The 16,799-nt window shown below is 62.6% G+C and carries 14 protein-coding genes; 9 read left to right on the top strand and 5 right to left on the bottom strand.

Annotated features, from left to right (window positions below; genetic code table 11):
* Nucleotides 1-54: 54 nt before the first annotated feature.
* Together CKW35_RS19740 and CKW35_RS19735 are read right to left on the bottom strand one after the other, a co-directional pair.
* On the bottom strand, nt 55-687 hold the full coding sequence (locus CKW35_RS19740; protein ID WP_172455960.1) for a response regulator transcription factor: 633 nt from the start codon (nt 685-687) through the stop codon (nt 55-57).
* 7 nt (nt 688-694) lie between these two features.
* Nucleotides 695-3,082, bottom strand: a complete 2,388-nt coding sequence (locus CKW35_RS19735; RefSeq protein WP_095116684.1) for a PAS domain S-box protein — start codon at nt 3,080-3,082, stop codon at nt 695-697.
* Between the two features lie 95 nt (nt 3,083-3,177).
* Here CKW35_RS19735 and CKW35_RS19730 point away from each other — a divergent pair, with 95 nt between their 5' ends.
* Nucleotides 3,178-4,173, top strand: a complete 996-nt coding sequence (locus tag CKW35_RS19730) for an alpha/beta hydrolase family protein (protein WP_016484619.1) — start codon at nt 3,178-3,180, stop codon at nt 4,171-4,173.
* A gap of 134 nt (nt 4,174-4,307) precedes the next feature.
* On the opposite strand, the gene CKW35_RS19725 is transcribed toward CKW35_RS19730, so the two are convergent.
* From CKW35_RS19725 to CKW35_RS19715, 3 genes are read right to left on the bottom strand one after another with little or no spacing between them, the layout of a single operon-like run.
* On the bottom strand, nt 4,308-5,075 hold the full coding sequence (locus CKW35_RS19725; RefSeq protein ID WP_016484618.1) for a TerB family tellurite resistance protein: 768 nt from the start codon (nt 5,073-5,075) through the stop codon (nt 4,308-4,310).
* Nucleotide 5,076: 1 nt separating this feature from the next.
* Nucleotides 5,077-5,748, bottom strand: a complete 672-nt coding sequence (murU, locus tag CKW35_RS19720; protein ID WP_023048200.1) for an N-acetylmuramate alpha-1-phosphate uridylyltransferase MurU — start codon at nt 5,746-5,748, stop codon at nt 5,077-5,079.
* Nucleotides 5,745-6,764 carry an aminoglycoside phosphotransferase family protein gene (locus tag CKW35_RS19715; RefSeq protein ID WP_023048201.1) on the bottom strand — a complete coding sequence of 340 codons (1,020 nt, stop codon included), beginning with the start codon at nt 6,762-6,764 and terminating at the stop codon, nt 5,745-5,747. The genes murU and CKW35_RS19715 overlap by 4 nt, the downstream gene beginning before the upstream one ends.
* A gap of 130 nt (nt 6,765-6,894) precedes the next feature.
* Here CKW35_RS19715 and CKW35_RS19710 point away from each other — a divergent pair, with 130 nt between their 5' ends.
* From CKW35_RS19710 to CKW35_RS19675, 8 genes are all read left to right on the top strand, one after another.
* On the top strand, nt 6,895-9,702 hold the full coding sequence (locus CKW35_RS19710; protein ID WP_024717956.1) for an LPS-assembly protein LptD: 2,808 nt from the start codon (nt 6,895-6,897) through the stop codon (nt 9,700-9,702).
* The gene (gene surA, locus CKW35_RS19705; RefSeq protein WP_095116681.1) at nt 9,683-11,002 is read left to right on the top strand and encodes a peptidylprolyl isomerase SurA; all 1,320 of its coding nucleotides are present in this window, start codon (nt 9,683-9,685) and stop codon (nt 11,000-11,002) included. The genes CKW35_RS19710 and surA overlap by 20 nt, the downstream gene beginning before the upstream one ends.
* Nucleotides 10,999-11,988 (top strand): 4-hydroxythreonine-4-phosphate dehydrogenase PdxA, encoded by a 990-nt coding sequence (gene pdxA, locus CKW35_RS19700; protein ID WP_016484613.1) that lies wholly within the window; start codon nt 10,999-11,001, stop codon nt 11,986-11,988. The genes surA and pdxA overlap by 4 nt, the downstream gene beginning before the upstream one ends.
* Nucleotides 11,985-12,785, top strand: a complete 801-nt coding sequence (rsmA, locus tag CKW35_RS19695; protein WP_095116679.1) for a 16S rRNA (adenine(1518)-N(6)/adenine(1519)-N(6))-dimethyltransferase RsmA — start codon at nt 11,985-11,987, stop codon at nt 12,783-12,785. The genes pdxA and rsmA overlap by 4 nt, the downstream gene beginning before the upstream one ends.
* A gap of 205 nt (nt 12,786-12,990) precedes the next feature.
* The gene (apaG, locus tag CKW35_RS19690) at nt 12,991-13,371 is read left to right on the top strand and encodes a Co2+/Mg2+ efflux protein ApaG (protein WP_016484611.1); all 381 of its coding nucleotides are present in this window, start codon (nt 12,991-12,993) and stop codon (nt 13,369-13,371) included.
* Nucleotides 13,371-14,237, top strand: a complete 867-nt coding sequence (locus tag CKW35_RS19685; protein ID WP_095116677.1) for a symmetrical bis(5'-nucleosyl)-tetraphosphatase — start codon at nt 13,371-13,373, stop codon at nt 14,235-14,237. Before apaG ends, CKW35_RS19685 begins: the two co-directional genes overlap by 1 nt.
* Before the next feature lie 14 nt (nt 14,238-14,251).
* Nucleotides 14,252-14,584: a thiosulfate sulfurtransferase GlpE gene (gene glpE / locus CKW35_RS19680; protein ID WP_095116675.1), complete on the top strand. Its 333-nt coding sequence runs from the start codon at nt 14,252-14,254 to the stop codon at nt 14,582-14,584.
* A 284-nt stretch (nt 14,585-14,868) separates the two neighbouring features.
* A complete protein-coding gene (locus CKW35_RS19675; protein WP_016484608.1) occupies nt 14,869-16,791 on the top strand; it encodes a PrkA family serine protein kinase in 1,923 nt (640 codons plus the stop codon).
* Nucleotides 16,792-16,799: the final 8 nt, after the last annotated feature.

Genomic DNA, 16,799 nt, shown 5'->3' with positions numbered 1-16,799 from the left:
GCATGCCCGCTCCCACGGAGGGTTCGGCAAGCTTCGGGCACGGGGATGTCGCAATCAGACCAGCTTGTGTTCCATGGCGTACTTCACCAACTCCGCCAGCGAGTTCACTTTCAGCTTTTGCATCAAGCGCGCCTTGTGGGTGCTGATGGTCTTGCTCGACAGCGCCAGCTGCTGGGCAATGTCGTTGACGTTGGCCCCTTGGGCCAGGCGCTCGAACACCGAGAACTCCCGCTCCGACAACAGCGTGTGCAATGGTCGGGACTCGGTCAGGCCCACTTCGAACACCATGCGGTCGGCCAGCGACGGGTCGATGTAACGCCCACCCCCCGCTACCCGGCGAATTGCAGTCAGTAGCAGCGCCGGGTCACTGTCCTTGGTGGCATAGCCCGCTGCACCGGCTTTAAGCGCCCGCGCCGCCATCTGGGCCTCGTCGTGCATCGACAGCATCAGGATTGCCGGGGCATCGTGCAATGCACGGATCCGCGGGATCGCCTCCAGGCCGTTCACACCTGGCATCGAGATATCCAGCAGCACCACCTCGCACGGTGTGTAGCGCAGGGTTTCGAGCAGTTGCTCGCCATTCCCGGCCTCCCCTACCACCTGCATGTCCTTGGCCAGGCCAATCAACTGCTTGATGCCTTCACGGACAATGGTGTGGTCTTCGGCCACCAGTACTCGAATCACGATTGCTCTCCTACTCCAACGGAATGGCCACACTCAGGCTGGTGCCTTCGCCTGGTTCACTGTCCAGCACCATGCTGCCCCCCAGCATCAGCACCCGCTCGCGAACACCCACCAGGCCAAATGAAGTGGGCCGGGTCTGCTCGCGGCAAAAGCCTCGGCCATCATCGCTGACCGTCATACGCAGCCGCCCCTCTTCACGCACCAGTTCGATCTCCACGCTGTGCGCCTGAGCGTGACGCATCACGTTCGTCAGCGCCTCCTGCAGGATACGAAACAGGCCGGTGGCCTTGGCATCGCTCAATGCTGGCAGATTATCCGGCACTTGTACCAGGCAGGGGATCTGCGTGCGGGCTTCGAAGCGCCGTGCCTGCCATTCGATGGCCGAAGCAATGCCGGCGTCGAGGATCGGCGGACGCAAGGCAGTGGCAACATCACGTACCAGCTGGAACAGCTGGGCGATCAAGCGCTTCATGCTTGCCAGGCGCTCATTCAGGCCGGCGTCCAACTCGGCAAACGCCAGCTCGCACATCGACACCTCCAGCTTGAGCACAGTCAGCATCTGCCCCAGCTCGTCATGCACTTCCCGGGCGATGCGGGCTTTTTCTTCCTCGCGCACGCTTTCCAGGTGGGCCGACAGCTCGCGCAACTGTTCCTGGGAACGGGCCAGTGCCAGCTCTGCCCGTTTGCCCTGAGTGATGTCCCATACCACACCGTCCCATACCACCTGGCCGTTGGCCAGTCGCCGGGTACTGGCCTTGATGTCCGCCCAGCGTTGTTCACCCTGGCGAGTCAGGATGCGCCCCTGCCAGGACCAGTCCTGGTCGCTGGCCAAGGCCAGGTCCTGGACGCGGTGGTAATCGGCGCGGTCTTCGGGGTGAACCAGGTTGCGCAGGCCCATCTGTGGGTGCTGGATCTCGGCCGGCGCATACCCCACCAGCGCCTCGCTGCCCTCACTGATGTAGGGGAATTCCAGCTCGCCCTCGCCCGGGTCACGCTCAAGGCGAAACACCAGCCCCGGCACGTTGCCGGCAATGCCCTTGAGCCGCGCCTCGCTTTCTCGCAGTGCCGCCAGGGCGCGGTGGCGCTCGGTGACATCGGCAAGGTAGACCACCAGATATTCGGAATCACGAAAGCGCAGAAAGCTCAGGGACAGCTCGACCGGCAACAGGCTGTGGTCGGCCCGCCGGCACTGCGCCTCGAACTGGCCGACACCGCCCTCCCCCGTGCGAGCGCCTTTCCACAACTCCAGCCAACGGTCCATGGTCAGGCTTGGCTCAAAGGCGCTCAGCGGCCGCTCCAGCAGCTCGCCGTCGCCATAACCCAGCATGCGCTCGGCGGCATGGTTGGCGTAGCGTACGTGGCTGTCCCAGTTGACCCAGAGGATGCCCACCGTGCTCTGGTCGATGGCGAACTGGCTCAGGCGCAAGGCCTCTTCACGCACCTGTCGCTCCGCCAGGCTTTCCCGCGTGGCCAGCAGGCTGCGCTCCAGCTGGCGCTGCTGCCGGCGTTGCCACACCAAAGTGGCCAAGGCACACAACAGCAACAAACCGAACAGCAACGCCAGGTTCTGCCAGAAGCCCGGCGACTCACTCAGGCGTGGGTATTTCGGCTGTAGCCAACGTTGGTGCAGCTGCTCCAGCTCTTTCGCCGGCAGCGCCTGCAGGCCACGTTCGAGCACATCGGCCAGCAGCGGCCAGTCGCGTCGCGAGCCGATGCGCAGCAGCTGCGGCAGGCCGATATCGCCGACTACCGCCAGCTCGCTGAACTCACTCTCGCGTGACAAGCGGCTGAGCTGGGCTTCATCCAGCACCGCAAAACTGGCCTGGCCACCCACCACCAGTTGCAAGGCCTCGCGCTCGTTGGGCACCCCCTGCAGGTTGAGGTTGCTGTAGTTGCCGCGCAGGTAATCGGCCAGCTGGCTTGGCATGCGCACGGCCACCCGCTGCTCGGCTTCAAGCTTTTCCAGCTCCACCGCCATGGCGCCGGTGCGCGGCCCCACCACCAGCTGCGGCACGCGCATGTACGGGTCGCTGAACAACCATAGGCGCAGGCTGGCCGGCGTCTGGGTAAGGCCAGGGGCGAAGTCGATTTCACCGCTCTGCAGGGCGTGTTCAAGGCTGGCCTGGTCGTTGAAGTTGCGCCAGGTGAGGTCCAGGTGCAGTGCCTGCGCCAGGCTGTTCACCAGTTCTACGTTGGCCCCGTACAGTTGCTGCAGGCGCCGGTCGAACTGGGCGTAGGGTGCCTGCAGCACCAGGCCGACGCGCACGTTGCGGTGCGCATCCAGCCACTGCTGCTGCGCAGGCTCCAGCGTAACGGTGGGCACCGCCTCGGGCCTGGCCAATGCAATCAAGGGCAGCCACAAGCAGCCGATAACCAACAGGCGACGTACTCGCTTCATCTAAACGCTCGTCTTGGCAAAGGCGGCCATGCAGCATGGCCGTCACGGGCAAATACTATTAGGCTGCCGGTATCATTCTGGCCCTGGGTTGACTCATGTCCACACTTTATCGCACGACGCTGGCAATGTGCTGCCTGGCCTCGATCCTTCCACTCGGCGCCTTGGCCGCCGATGCCGAAAAAACCACTACCACCGAGGCTCCAGCCGCCGAAGCCCCGCGCCCGCCCCTGCTGGAGCGCAGCCAGGAAGATGCCCAGGCGCTGGAGCGGCTGGTGCCAAAGGCTGAGCAGCAGACCCTGCAGGCCGGTGCCGACAGCTTTCTGGCCCTGTGGAAACCGGCTAACGACAACGACCCGCAAGGGGCCGTCATCATCATCCCAGGTGCAGGCGAGACCGCCGACTGGCCCAATGCGGTCGGCCCGCTGCGGCAGAAATTCCCTGATGTCGGCTGGCACAGCCTGAGCGTCAGCCTGCCCGACCTGCTCGCCGACAGCCCGCAAGCGCGGGTCGAGGCCACCCCGCCTGCCGAGCCTGCGAAAGACCAAGGCGAAAGCGCCCCGGCCAAGGACGTGCCGGCCGATGCCAATGCCAACGTCGCCCAGGCCACGGCGGCCGATGCCGATGCGGCAGAAAGCACTGACGCCGAACAGGCCAGCGAGCAGGCGGACCCTGCAGATGCCGAGCGTATCTTCGCCCGCCTGGATGCCGCCGTGGCGTACGCCCAGCAACACAACGCTCGCAGCATCGTGCTGATCGGCCATGGTAGCGGTGCGTATTGGGCGGCCCGCTATCTGAGCGAGAAGCAGCCACCCCAGGTACAAAAACTGGTGATGGTGGCCGCACAGACACCGGCGCGGGTTGAGCATGACCTGGAAAGCCTGGCGCCGACCTTGAAGGTGCCGACGGCCGATATCTATTACGTCACCCGCAGCAGCGACCGCAACGCGGCCGCGCAGCGTCTGCAAGCCAGCAAGCGGCAGAAGGACAGCCAGTACCGGCAGTTGTCGTTGATTGCCATGCCGGGGAACAAGGCTGCGGAACAGGAGCAGTTGTTCCGCCGGGTGCGGGGGTGGATGAGCCCGCAGGGTTGAGCTGAAACCGATGGGGTGCCGTGCACCCCCATCGCGACACAAGGCCGTTCCCACAAGTACTGCGCCCCCTCGGGCTTTGCGCGAACTTGTGGGAGCGGCCTTGTGTCGCGATGGGCCGCACAGCGGCCCCATTTTCACAGGCCCCGGCGCTTACGGATCATGGCGTAGGCCTGATGCAACTCACGGGTACGCTCGGTCGCCTCACGCACCTGCACCTCGCTGGCACCGGTACCCGCCAGCTTGTCCGGGTGATGCCGGCTGACCAGCCGGCGATACGCCTGCTTGACCTTGTCCACATCCGTGTCCGCCTCAACTGCCAGCAAGCGCAACGCTGCGGCATAGGTCATGGCTACCCCTTCCGTTCCGGCTACCTTGCGCGGCTCGTACTCCAGCGACATCGCCTGCACCTGGCGCCGGCTGAGGCCCAGCTTCTGCCCCCAATCCAGCAGCAACTCACGTTCCTTGTTGCCCATCTTGCCATCGGCCCAGACCATGCGCCAACACGCACGCAGGGTGCCTTCAGCCGCATGCGGCTGCTGGCGAATGCGGCGCAAATGGCTGCCCAGCCGGTCCTTGCCTGCCTTGCCGCGATTGAACGCAGCTATCGCGCGGAGCCGGGCCGCTTCGGCCAGGTCCAGGCGCACCATTTCCTGGCGCGCCTGCCGGATATGCTGCTCGACCACCCGGCCATCGCACTTGGCCAGGCGCCCGAGCATCACGAACAGCAGCTCGTCGTCGCGCAACGCCGAGCGACCGCCCAGGCGTTCGCGCATGTCTTCCCAGCCTTGCAAGCGCAGGCGGCGGTCCATGGCTTGCCCTAACAGCCCCCCGAGCAAGGCCCCCGGAATGCTGGCAACAGCAAAACCGGCACCCATTCCAATCACCGTGCCTGGCCACCACATGTCAGGCGCGCTCGCCAATCAAACGCTCAGCCTCGGCCAGGCGCTCAGGCGTGCCAACATCTACCCAGTGTCCACGGTAGTGCTCGCCAGTGACCTTGCCCTGCGCCATGGCCTGACGCAGCAGCGGCGCCAGCTTGAAGGCACCCGGCCGACAACCGTCGAACAGCGCCGGGTGCAGCACCGAAAGGCCACTGAAGGTCAGCGTGCCCGGTGCGGCATCACCATCGACAACCTGCTCGCCTACCAGGCAGAAGTCACCGCGCCCGTGATGGCCAGGGTTGTCGACCAGTACCAGGTGAGCAAGGCCTCGCAAGGGGGCCTGCAGGCCTTTGAAGTCGTAGTCGCTCCAGACATCGCCGTTAACCAGCAGGAACGGCGCGTCACCCAGCAATGGCAAGGCCTTGAAGATGCCGCCACCGGTTTCCAGCGGCTCGCCCTCGGGTGAATAACGGACACTCAACCCGAAGCGGCTGCCATCGCCCAGGTGGTCTTCGATCTGCTGGCCGAGCCAGGCATGGTTGATCACCACCTCGGTAACGCCCGCCGCGGCCAGGGCGTGCAGGTGGTACTCGATCAGCGGCTGGCCGGCGACCGGGATCAGCGGTTTGGGGGTATGCAGGGTCAACGGGCGCATGCGCTCGCCTTTGCCCGCTGCCAGGATCATTGCCTTCATGCACGCGCTCCGGCCTGCAACTCGGCAATCAGCTCACCCAGCTCCGCCAATTCGGGCCGGCGGCCGATCACTTCTTCTATATAGGCGAAGAAACGCGGCACGTCGCCCAGGTAGCGTGGCTTGCCATCACGGTGGCAAATGCGGGCGAAAATGCCGATGACCTTCAGGTGGCGCTGCACCCCCATCAGGTCGCTGGCACGCTGGAATGCTTCAAAGTCACCCTGCACCGGTATGCCGGCTGCCTTCGCCCGCTGCCAGTAGTCTCGCAGCCAGCCTTCGACCCGTGCTTGCGGCCAGCTGAGGAAGGCGTCCTTGAACAGGCAGGTGATGTCGTAGGTGACGGGGCCGTACACCGCGTCCTGGAAGTCCAGTACACCGGGGTTGGGGGTGCTTTGCATCAGGTTGCGCGGCATGTAGTCGCGGTGCACCAGCACTTGGGGCTGGGCCAGGGCGCTGTCGATCAGCAACTGGCTGACGCGCTGCCAGGTGGCTTTCTGTGCTTCGCTCAAAGCTACGCCAAGCTCCCGCCCCACGTACCACTCGGGGAACAGCTCGACTTCACGGCGCAGCAGGGCATCGTCGTAGCTGGGCAGCGGCGCGCCCATTGGCAGGCGCTGGAAGGCAAGCAAGGCCACGATGGCATCGGCGAACAATCCGTCGGCGTTGTCGGCATTGATAATGTCGAGGTATGTCTCGGTACCCAGATCGCCAAGCAGCAGGAAGCCGCGCTCCAGGTCCTGGGCATGGATCAGCGGCACATGTACACCAGCGGTGGCCAGCAGGTGATCGATGGCGACGAACGGTCGGCAGTTTTCCTGCGGCGGGGGTGCATCCATGACCACGAAGCTATGGCCCGCGCCCTGCCAACGGAAGTAGCGGCGGAAGCTGGCGTCACTGCTGGCGGCGGTCAGGCTGCCTGCAGGCACTTCGCCCCAGGCGTTGTTCCGGAAAAGATCATTGAGCTGCTCATCGAGCCAGACCGTCAGTTGTTGCAGGCGTACATCGTGTTCAGGCATTACAAGGGTCTCCGACGGCCCTAGCCGTCAAGCGGGTCATGCTTTATTATCCAGCATCTTTTTCAGACCATCGAGAGGCGTGCGGCCCCACACGCGGGCAGATGGCACGCAGGAAGCCCGGACTAATAAGATGGCATTGAAATCCCCCGCGTTTCGTAGAAAGTTTCCGTTGCTGGTAACCGGCGGTCTGCTGGCCCTGCAACCTCTGGCCACCTCATATGCAGTGGCAGCCGAACAATTCGACTGCCAAGTGTCCGCCTCCGGTGGTTGGGACTGCAAGCCCAAAGCGCCAGTCAACAACCTGCCACCGCGCCCGGTGCACGAGGGTGCGGCCGTCAGCTCCGGCACAGAAGCCGCGAGCGAAGCCGACACCGCAGACCGGCCGATGCTGGTCACCGAGGCCAAAGGCCGCGGCCTGAAGTCGCGCAGCGAAGACTACAGCCACCTGGACTGGGTACCGCGTGAAAAGCTCACCGCCGCGCAGCTGGCCGAAACCGGCCCGTACTGCGGTGGCGCGTATGTCGAGCCAACCCGCCCGGGCATGGCTGATACCACGCCGAAGGACGAGTCGCCGACCTACATCAACGCCAAGGTGTCCAAGTACCAGCAGGAGCAGCAGATTGCTACCCTCGCCGGTGACGTGGTGATGCGCCAGGGCAGCATGCAGGCCGAAGCCGACGAGGCAAACCTCTACCAGACCGAAAACCGTGGCGAGCTCAAGGGTAACGTCAAGATTCGTGACAACGGTTCGCTGGTGGTCGGTGACCAGGCACAGATCCAGCTCGACACCGGCGAAGCCCAGGTCGACAACGCCGAATACGTGATGCACAAGTCGCACATCCGCGGCAGTGCGCTGTATGCCAAGCGTGGTGAAAACGCCATCATCCGCCTCAAGGACGGTACGTACACCACCTGCGAACCGGGCAGCAACGCCTGGCAGCTGAAGGGCAACAACATCACCCTGAACCCGGCCACCGGTTTCGGTACCGCGACCAACGTTACGCTGCGGGTCAAGGATTTCCCGGTGTTCTATACACCGTACATCTACTTCCCGATCGACGACCGTCGCCAGTCCGGCTTCTTGCCGCCATCGTTCAGCAGCAGCAGCGACACCGGCTTCATGCTGGTCACGCCGTACTATTTCAACCTGGCGCCTAACTACGACGCCACGTTGTACCCGCGTTACATGACCAAACGCGGCTTGCTGATGGAAGGCGAGTTCCGCTACCTGACACCTTCGAGCGAAGGCCAGTTCGGCGGCGCCTACCTGAACGACAAAGACGACGACCGCAAAGACCAGACTGACTACAAAGAACAGCGCTGGATGGTCAACTGGCAGCACAAAGGCGGTTTGGACGAGCGCCTGATGACCGAGGTGAACTACACCGACATCAGCGACCCGTTCTACTTCCAGGACCTGGAATCCGACCAGATCGGCGTTGAAAGCAAGGACTTCCTTGACCAGCAAGGTGCGTTGACCTACCGCGGCGACAGCTACACCGCGCGGTTGAACGTGCACGCCTACGAGGCGGCGACCATTTCGCAGATCACGCCTTATGATCGCCTGCCGCAGATTACCTTCAATGGTGTACTGCCCTATCAGCCGGGTGGGTTGAACTTTGCTTATGAAACCGAGGCGGCACGCTTCGAACGTGACTTGAAGAATGACTTCGTTCGAGACAAAGATGGCAACCCGGATTTCTCTGCCGGGGCAGCCGGTCGCCGGCTTGACGAAAACATCCAGGGTATTGAACGTGCCAACGGAACACGGCTGAACGTCGCGCCGTCCATCAGCTACCCGATGACAGCCAGCTACGGTTTCATCACACCCAAGCTGAAGTATGCCTATACCCAGTACGACCTCGACCTGGACAGCAAAGGCAAAGCAGATGCAATCGCCTTGCAGAACGCGAACCCAAGCGCCTACGGCAGCTATGACAGCTCCGTGAATCGCGATGTACCGATCTTTAGCGTGGACAGCGGACTGTACTTCGACCGCAACACGTCGCTGTTCGGTACCAATTACAAGCAGACCCTCGAGCCGCGCCTGTACTACCTCAACGTCCCGTACAAGGACCAGAAGGACATTCCGCTGTTCGATACGGGCGAAACCCTGTTCAGCTACGACTCGCTGTTCCGGGACAACCGCTTCAGTGGCACCGACCGCATCGGCGACGAGAACAAGCTGTCGCTGGGTGTGACCACCCGCTGGATCGAAGACAACGGCTTCGAGCGCCAGAACTTCAGCATTGGCCAGGCTTACTACTTCAAGGACCGCAAGGTCCAGTTGCCTGGGATCGACTACCGCACCCGCAAAGATTCGCAGTCTGACGTGTCGCCGTATGCACTGGTGTACAACTACTACTTCAACCGCGACTGGCGCTTCAATTCGGACTTCAACTGGGACCCGGACAGCCGCAGCACCCGCTCGGGCAGCGCGATGTTCCACTACCAGCCTGAAGACAACCCGAACAAGGTGGTCAACCTCGGCTATCGCTACCGTAATGACACCATTGCCTTCGACTCGACCACAGGTACCTGGAAAGTGGGTGGCGGTGACTACGGCACCCCCGGCGATCCGAACTACATCAAGGACTACTACAAGATCCAGCAGCATGACTTCTCGGTCATCTGGCCGATCGTTCCGCAGTGGAGCGTCATCGCCCGCTGGCAGCATGACTACAACCGCAACCGCACCCTGGAAGCCATGGGTGGTTTCGAGTACGACAACTGCTGCTGGAAGCTGCGCCTGATCAACCGTTACTGGATCGATTACGACGACTTCAGCCAGGCGCTTCCGCAGAACGAAAAAGGCGACCACGGCATCTTCCTTCAGATCGTTCTGAAAGGCCTCGGTGGCGTAGTGGGCAACAAGGTCGAATCTTTCCTCGACCAAGGCATTCAAGGTTACCGTGAACGTGAAGACCAAGCTTATTGATCGTCTGCGCCCAGTGTTGCTGGGCGCCGCTTTGCTGAGTGGCGCGGTGCATGCCGCGGTACAACCTCTTGATCGCGTGGTGGCCATCGTCGACAACGACGTGGTCATGCAAAGCCAGCTGGACCAACGCGTCCATGAGGTACAGCAAACCATCGCCAAGCGCGGCGGCGGCGTGCCGCCGACCAGCGCCCTTGAACAGCAGGTACTGGAACGCCTGATCGTCGAAAACCTGCAGCTGCAGATCGGCGAGCGCTCCGGCATCCGCATTACCGACGAAGAGCTGAACCAGGCCATCAGCACCATTGCCCAGCGCAATGGCATGTCGCTGGACCAGTTCCGCGCCGCCCTGGCCCGTGACGGCCTGTCGTTCGATGACGCTCGCGAGCAGGTCAAGCGCGAGATGATCATCAGCCGCGTGCGTCAGCGCCGTGTGGCCGAACGCATTCAGGTGTCGGAGCAGGAAGTGAAAAACTTCCTCAATTCCGACATGGGCAAGATGCAGATGTCGGAAGAGTACCGCCTGGCCAACATCCTCATCCCGACCCCGGAAGCCGCCAGCTCGGATGATATCCAGAAGGCAGCGCGCAAGGTGGGTGACGTGTACCAGCAGCTGCGCCAGGGCGCCGACTTCGGCCAGATGGCGATTGCCAACTCCGCCAGCGAAAACGCCCTGGAAGGCGGCGAGATGGGCTGGCGTAAAGCCGGCCAGCTGCCACCCGACTTCGCCAAGATGCTCAGCAGCATGCCGATCGGTGAAATTACCCAGCCTATTCGCATCCCTAACGGCTTCATCATCCTCAAGCTCGAGGAGAAGCGCGGCGGGAGCGAGAACGTACTGCGTGACGAAGTGCATGTACGCCACATCCTGATCAAGCCAAGCGAAATCCGCAGCGAAGCGGCCACCGAGCAACTGGCCGAGCGCCTGTACGACCGCATCAAGAACGGCGAAGACTTCGGCGAGCTGGCGAAAAGCTTCTCGGAAGACCCGGGTTCGGCGCTCAACGGCGGCGACCTCAACTGGGTAGACCCGAACAGCCTGGTACCGGAATTCCGCGAACAGATGGCCAACGCCCAGCAAGGCGTGGTCACCAAACCGTTCAAGACCCAGTACGGCTGGCACGTTCTGGAAGTGCTGGGCCGCCGCGCCACCGACAGCACCGAACAGGCACGTGAGCAACAGGCCCAGAGCGTCCTGCGCAACCGCAAGTACGACGAAGAGCTGCAAACCTGGCTGCGCCAGATTCGCGACGAAGCCTACGTTGAAATCAAGCTGCCTGGCGCTGACCAGGCCGCCCAGTGAAGCCCCTGCGCTTCGCCGTCACCCCCGGCGAGCCGGCCGGCATAGGCCCTGACCTGTGCCTGCTGCTTGCCGCAGACGCCCAGCCCCACCCCCTGATCGCCATCACCAGCCGTGACCTGCTCGCCGAGCGGGCCACGCAGCTGGGGCTGGCTGTCAGCCTGCTGCCAGTCGTCCCGGGTCAATGGCCCGACCGACCGGCACCGGCGGGCAGCCTGTACGTGTGGGATACCCCTCTCGCCGCCCCGGTGGTGCCAGGCCAGCTCGACAAAGCCAACGCGGCGTTCGTGCTGGAAACCCTGTCCCGCGCCGGGCAAGGCTGCCTGGATGGGCATTTTGCCGGGATGATCACCGCCCCTGTGCACAAGGGCGTGATAAACGAAAGCGGTATTGCCTTCTCAGGGCATACCGAATTCCTTGCCGAGCTGACCCACACCGCGCAGGTGGTAATGATGCTGGCCACCCGCGGCCTGCGCGTGGCCCTGGTGACCACCCACCTGCCGCTGCGTGATATTGCCGACGCCATCACTGCCGAGCGCGTCGAACGTGTAACCCGTATCCTGCATGCCGACATGCGCGACAAGTTCGGCATTGCCAACCCGCGCATACTGGTATGTGGCCTTAACCCGCACGCGGGCGAGGGCGGCCACCTGGGCCGCGAGGAAATCGACATCATCGAGCCGACCCTGGCCCGCCTGCGCACCGAAGGCATGGACCTGCGCGGGCCGCTGCCGGCCGATACCCTGTTTACCCCCAAATATCTGGAGCACTGCGACGCGGTGCTGGCGATGTACCACGACCAAGGCCTGCCTGTACTCAAGTACAAAGGCTTCGGCGCTGCAGTCAACGTGACCCTGGGCCTGCCGATCATCCGTACGTCGGTCGACCACGGCACCGCCCTGGACCTCGCCGGCACCGGCAACGTCGACACCGGCAGCCTGCGCGTCGCGCTGGAAACCGCCTACCAGATGGCCGAGAACCGACCATGAACGAGCAATACCAACACCGGGCGCGCAAGCGCTTCGGCCAGAACTTCCTGCACGACGCCGGCATCATCGACCGCATCCTGCGTGCCATCAACGCCAAGGCCGGCGAACACCTGCTGGAAATCGGCCCAGGCCAGGGCGCCCTGACCGAAGGCCTGCTGGGCAGCGGTGCACAACTGGACGTGGTGGAGCTGGACAAGGACCTGGTCCCGATCCTGCAGCACAAGTTCGCTGGCCGCACTAACTTCCGCCTGCACCAGGGCGACGCCCTGAAGTTCGACTTCAACCAGTTGGGCGTACCGCCGCGCAGCCTCAAGGTGGTAGGCAACCTGCCCTACAACATTTCCACCCCACTGATCTTCCATCTGCTCAGCCATGCCGGGCTGATCCGCGACATGCACTTCATGCTGCAAAAGGAAGTGGTCGAGCGCATGGCCGCAGGCCCAGGCGGTGGTGACTGGGGGCGCTTGTCGATCATGGTGCAGTACCACTGCCGCGTCGAGCACCTGTTCAACGTGGGCCCTGGTGCCTTCAACCCGCCGCCAAAAGTGGACTCGGCCATCGTGCGCCTGGTGCCGCACGAGGTGCTGCCGTTCCCGGCCAAGGACCACCTGCTGCTGGAGCGCGTCGTTCGCGAAGCGTTCAACCAGCGTCGCAAGACACTGCGCAATACCCTCAAAGGCCTGCTCGACAGCGCGGCCATCGAGGCAGCCGGCGTGGATGGCAGCTTGCGTCCCGAACAGCTGGACCTGGCGGCCTTTGTGCGCCTGGCTGACCAGTTGGCTGATCTGCAAGCCTGATATCGCTTGTACCGGCCTCTTCGCGGGTAAACCCGCTCCCACAGGTACGCCACAGCCTTCGAATACTGTGCAATTCCTGTGGGAGCGGGTTCACCCGCGAAGAGGCCGGCGCTGACAACAAAGACCACAAGCCCCACACCGCTGGCCCTCCCCCCTCCCAATGGCCTAGACTGCATTATTGCGTCAGCTCGCCCAAGGCCCTTGCATGTCCGACCCCCGCTATCAAATCGACGTCAACGTCGTGACTCGCTACCTGAAAGAACAATCCGACCCGGAAAACAGTCGTTTCGCTTTCGCCTACACCATCACCGTCCAGAACAAAGGCTCGCTGAAAGCCAAGCTGCTGTCACGCCACTGGCTGATCACCAATGGTGACGGCGAGGTCGAGGAAGTACGGGGCTCAGGCGTGGTGGGCCAACAGCCCAACATCGACCCGGGCCAGAGCCATACTTACAGCAGCGGTGCGGTGATCACCACCCGGGTGGGCACCATGCAAGGCAGTTATCAGATGTTCGCCGAAGACGGTAAGCGCTTCGACGCCGAGATCGCCCCCTTCCGCCTCGCAGTGCCCGGGGCGTTGCACTGATGGCAACCTACGCCGTCGGTGATCTGCAGGGCTGCCTGCAGCCCCTCAAGTGCCTGCTGGAACGTGTCAGTTTCAACCCGGCCGTTGACCGCCTGTGGCTGGTCGGTGACCTGGTCAACCGCGGCCCCGAATCACTGGAAACCCTGCGTTTTCTGTATTCGATACGCCAGTCGCTGGTGTGCGTGCTCGGCAACCATGACCTGCACCTGCTGGCCGCCTGGTACAACGTCGAGCGCCTGAGGAAAAGCGACACGCTGCGCGAGATCATCGAAGCACCGGATGCCGACCAGCTGTTCCACTGGCTGCGCCAGCAAAAACTGCTGCATTACGACGAGGCAAGGGGTATCGCCATGTCGCACGCCGGCATCCCGCCGCAGTGGACGCTCGGCCAGGCCCTTGGTCTTGCGGCTGAGGTGGAAGAAGTATTGCGCGACGACGGCCGCCTGAAGCTATACCTCGACGGCATGTACGGCAACGAGCCGAACAAGTGGAGCAAGAACCTCTCCGGCATCGAACGCCTGCGGGTCATTACCAATTACTTCACACGCATGCGCTTCTGCACCGCCGAGGGGAAACTTGACCTCAAGAGCAAGGAAGGCCTGGGCACCGCGCCCAAGGGCTACAAGCCCTGGTTTGCCCACAAGGACCGCCGCTCGCGGCATGTGAAGATCATTTTCGGCCACTGGGCTGCCCTCGAAGGCCGGGTCAACGAGCCAGGCGTCATCGCCCTGGACACCGGCTGCGTGTGGGGCGGCGCCATGACCCTGTACAACGTCGACAGCGGCCAATACCACCGTTGTGACTGCGCCGACGACGGCACCCTGCGCCAGCCGGCACAACCCACTACACTCAACGACCACACCTGAAGGAAGTAGTACCCATGAGCGAATTCAAGCGCATCCCTCCCGAGCAGGCCTTGGAGCTTCGCAAGCAAGAAGGTGCGGTCGTCGTCGACATTCGCGACTCCCAAGCCTTCGCCGCCGGTCATATCACCGGTGCCCGGCACCTGGATAACCATTCGGTTGCCGATTTCATCCGCAACGCCGACCTCGATGCACCTACCCTGGTGGTCTGCTATCACGGCAATTCCAGCCAGAGCGCTGCCGCCTACCTGGTCGGCCAGGGCTTTTCCGACGTGTACAGCGTGGACGGCGGCTTTGAACTGTGGCGCGCCACCTACCCGGCCGAGATCGCCCAAGGCACCGCCGAATAAAAATTTTCATTTCTACTGCAGCCCGCGCCCTGTGCGGGCTTGCGGCTTATCTGACGAACGGTAGTTCGCAACTTCTCCGCCCCTCCCCCTTGAACTTGCCGATAACCAACTATTCTTAAGCGCAGGCCATCCAGAAAAAGGGGAGAGCCGGTACACCGGCGTGCGGGTCATCGGTAGCGTTACAGGGTGTTCTGGGGGGTATACAGCAGCCGGCAAAACCGGTTGCATGCCAGCATCAGCTGACTGATCCGGCGTCGTCTCCACGTATCGAGCGAGGTGACGTCATGAGTATTTTTAGCCACTTCCAACAACGTTTCGAGTCCACGCGCCAGGAAGAACTCTCGCTGCAGGAGTACCTCGAGCTGTGCAAAGAGGATCGCAGTGCCTACGCATCGGCGGCCGAACGGCTGTTGCTGGCCATCGGTGAGCCAGAGCTGATCGACACCTCTACCAACTCCAGGCTGTCGCGCATCTTCTCCAACAAGGTTATCCGCCGCTATCCGGCCTTTGCCGACTTCCATGGCATGGAAGAGTGCATCGACCAGATCGTGTCTTATTTCCGCCACGCCGCCCAAGGCCTGGAAGAAAAGAAACAAATCCTCTATCTGCTGGGCCCGGTGGGCGGCGGTAAATCGTCGCTGGCCGAAAAACTCAAGCAGCTGATGGAAAAGGTACCGTTCTATGCCATCAAGGGCTCGCCGGTATTCGAGTCGCCCCTGGGGCTGTTCAACGCTACCGAAGACGGGGCCATCCTCGAGGAAGAGTACGGCATCTCGCGGCGCTACCTGAACACCATCATGTCGCCCTGGGCCACCAAACGCCTGCAGGAGTTCGGCGGCGACATCAGCAAGTTCAAAGTGGTCAAGCTGTACCCGTCGATCCTCAACCAGATCGCCATCGCCAAGACCGAGCCGGGCGACGAGAACAACCAGGACATTTCCGCCCTGGTCGGCAAGGTCGATATTCGCAAGCTTGAGGAATTCCCGCAGAACGACGCCGATGCCTACAGCTATTCGGGCGCGCTGTGCCGGGCCAACCAGGGCCTGATGGAATTCGTCGAGATGTTCAAGGCCCCGATCAAGGTCCTGCACCCACTGCTCACGGCCACCCAGGAAGGTAACTACAACAGTACCGAGGGGCTGGGTGCCATTCCCTACACCGGCATCCTGTTGGCCCACTCCAACGAATCGGAGTGGCACACCTTCCGCAACAACAAGAACAACGAGGCGTTCATCGACCGGATCTACATCGTCAAGGTGCCGTACTGCCTGCGCGTCAGCGATGAGATCAAGATCTACGACAAGTTGCTGATCAACAGCTCGCTGGCCAAGGCCCACTGCGCGCCAGACACCCTCAAGATGCTCGCCCAGTTCACGGTACTTTCGCGCCTCAAGGAGCCAGAGAACTCCAACATCTACTCGAAGATGCGCGTCTACGACGGCGAGAACCTCAAGGACACCGACCCCAAGGCCAAGTCGATCCAGGAGTACCGGGACTCGGCAGGCGTCGACGAGGGCATGAACGGCCTGTCGACCCGCTTCGCCTTCAAGATCCTTTCCAAAGTCTTCAACTTCGACCCACACGAAATTGCGGCCAACCCGGTTCACCTGCTGTATGTGCTTGAACAGCAGATCGAACAGGAACAGTTCCCTGCCGAAGTGCGCGAACGCTACCTGCGCTACCTGAAGGAGTACCTGGCACCGCGCTATATCGAATTTATCGGCAAGGAAATCCAGACCGCCTACCTGGAGTCCTACAGCGAATACGGCCAGAACATTTTCGACCGCTACGTGCTGTACGCCGACTTCTGGATCCAGGACCAGGAGTACCGCGATCCGGAGACCGGCGAAATCCTCAACCGCATCGCCCTCAACGAAGAGCTGGAGAAGATCGAGAAACCGGCCGGTATCAGCAACCCGAAAGATTTCCGCAACGAAATCGTCAACTTCGTGCTGCGTGCCCGTGCCAACAACAACGGGAAGAACCCGAGCTGGCTGAGCTATGAAAAGCTGCGGGTGGTGATCGAGAAGAAAATGTTCTCCAACACCGAAGACCTGCTGCCGGTCATCAGCTTCAACGCCAAGGCCAGCAAGGAAGACCAACAGAAACACAACGACTTCGTCACGCGCATGGTGGAGCGTGGCTACACCGACAAACAGGTTCGCCTGCTGTCGGAATGGTACCTGCGGGTCAGGAAATCGCAATAAAGCGGCAA

Origin of the sequence: Pseudomonas sp. Irchel 3F3, from assembly GCF_900187545.1 — a bacterium.
Lineage (GTDB): Bacteria > Pseudomonadota > Gammaproteobacteria > Pseudomonadales > Pseudomonadaceae > Aquipseudomonas > Aquipseudomonas fortuita.
The sequence above is the reverse complement of the archived record's forward strand: the minus strand, read 5'-3'. Positions and strand labels throughout refer to the sequence as shown.

Bases quoted from the DNA above. Each gene is read 5' to 3' on its own strand.
- apaG (WP_016484611.1), top strand. From the start codon at position 12,991: ATGTCCGACCCCCGCTATCAAATCGACGTCAACGTCGTGACTCGCTAC.
- rsmA (WP_095116679.1), top strand. From the start codon at position 11,985: ATGAACGAGCAATACCAACACCGGGCGCGCAAGCGCTTCGGCCAGAAC.
- CKW35_RS19735 (WP_095116684.1), bottom strand. From the start codon at position 3,082: ATGAAGCGAGTACGTCGCCTGTTGGTTATCGGCTGCTTGTGGCTGCCC.
- CKW35_RS19730 (WP_016484619.1), top strand. From the start codon at position 3,178: ATGTCCACACTTTATCGCACGACGCTGGCAATGTGCTGCCTGGCCTCG.
- CKW35_RS19710 (WP_024717956.1), top strand. From the start codon at position 6,895: ATGGCATTGAAATCCCCCGCGTTTCGTAGAAAGTTTCCGTTGCTGGTA.
- murU (WP_023048200.1), bottom strand. From the start codon at position 5,748: ATGAAGGCAATGATCCTGGCAGCGGGCAAAGGCGAGCGCATGCGCCCG.
- CKW35_RS19715 (WP_023048201.1), bottom strand. From the start codon at position 6,764: ATGCCTGAACACGATGTACGCCTGCAACAACTGACGGTCTGGCTCGAT.
- glpE (WP_095116675.1), top strand. From the start codon at position 14,252: ATGAGCGAATTCAAGCGCATCCCTCCCGAGCAGGCCTTGGAGCTTCGC.
- CKW35_RS19675 (WP_016484608.1), top strand. From the start codon at position 14,869: ATGAGTATTTTTAGCCACTTCCAACAACGTTTCGAGTCCACGCGCCAG.
- CKW35_RS19685 (WP_095116677.1), top strand. From the start codon at position 13,371: ATGGCAACCTACGCCGTCGGTGATCTGCAGGGCTGCCTGCAGCCCCTC.
- CKW35_RS19725 (WP_016484618.1), bottom strand. From the start codon at position 5,075: ATGTGGTGGCCAGGCACGGTGATTGGAATGGGTGCCGGTTTTGCTGTT.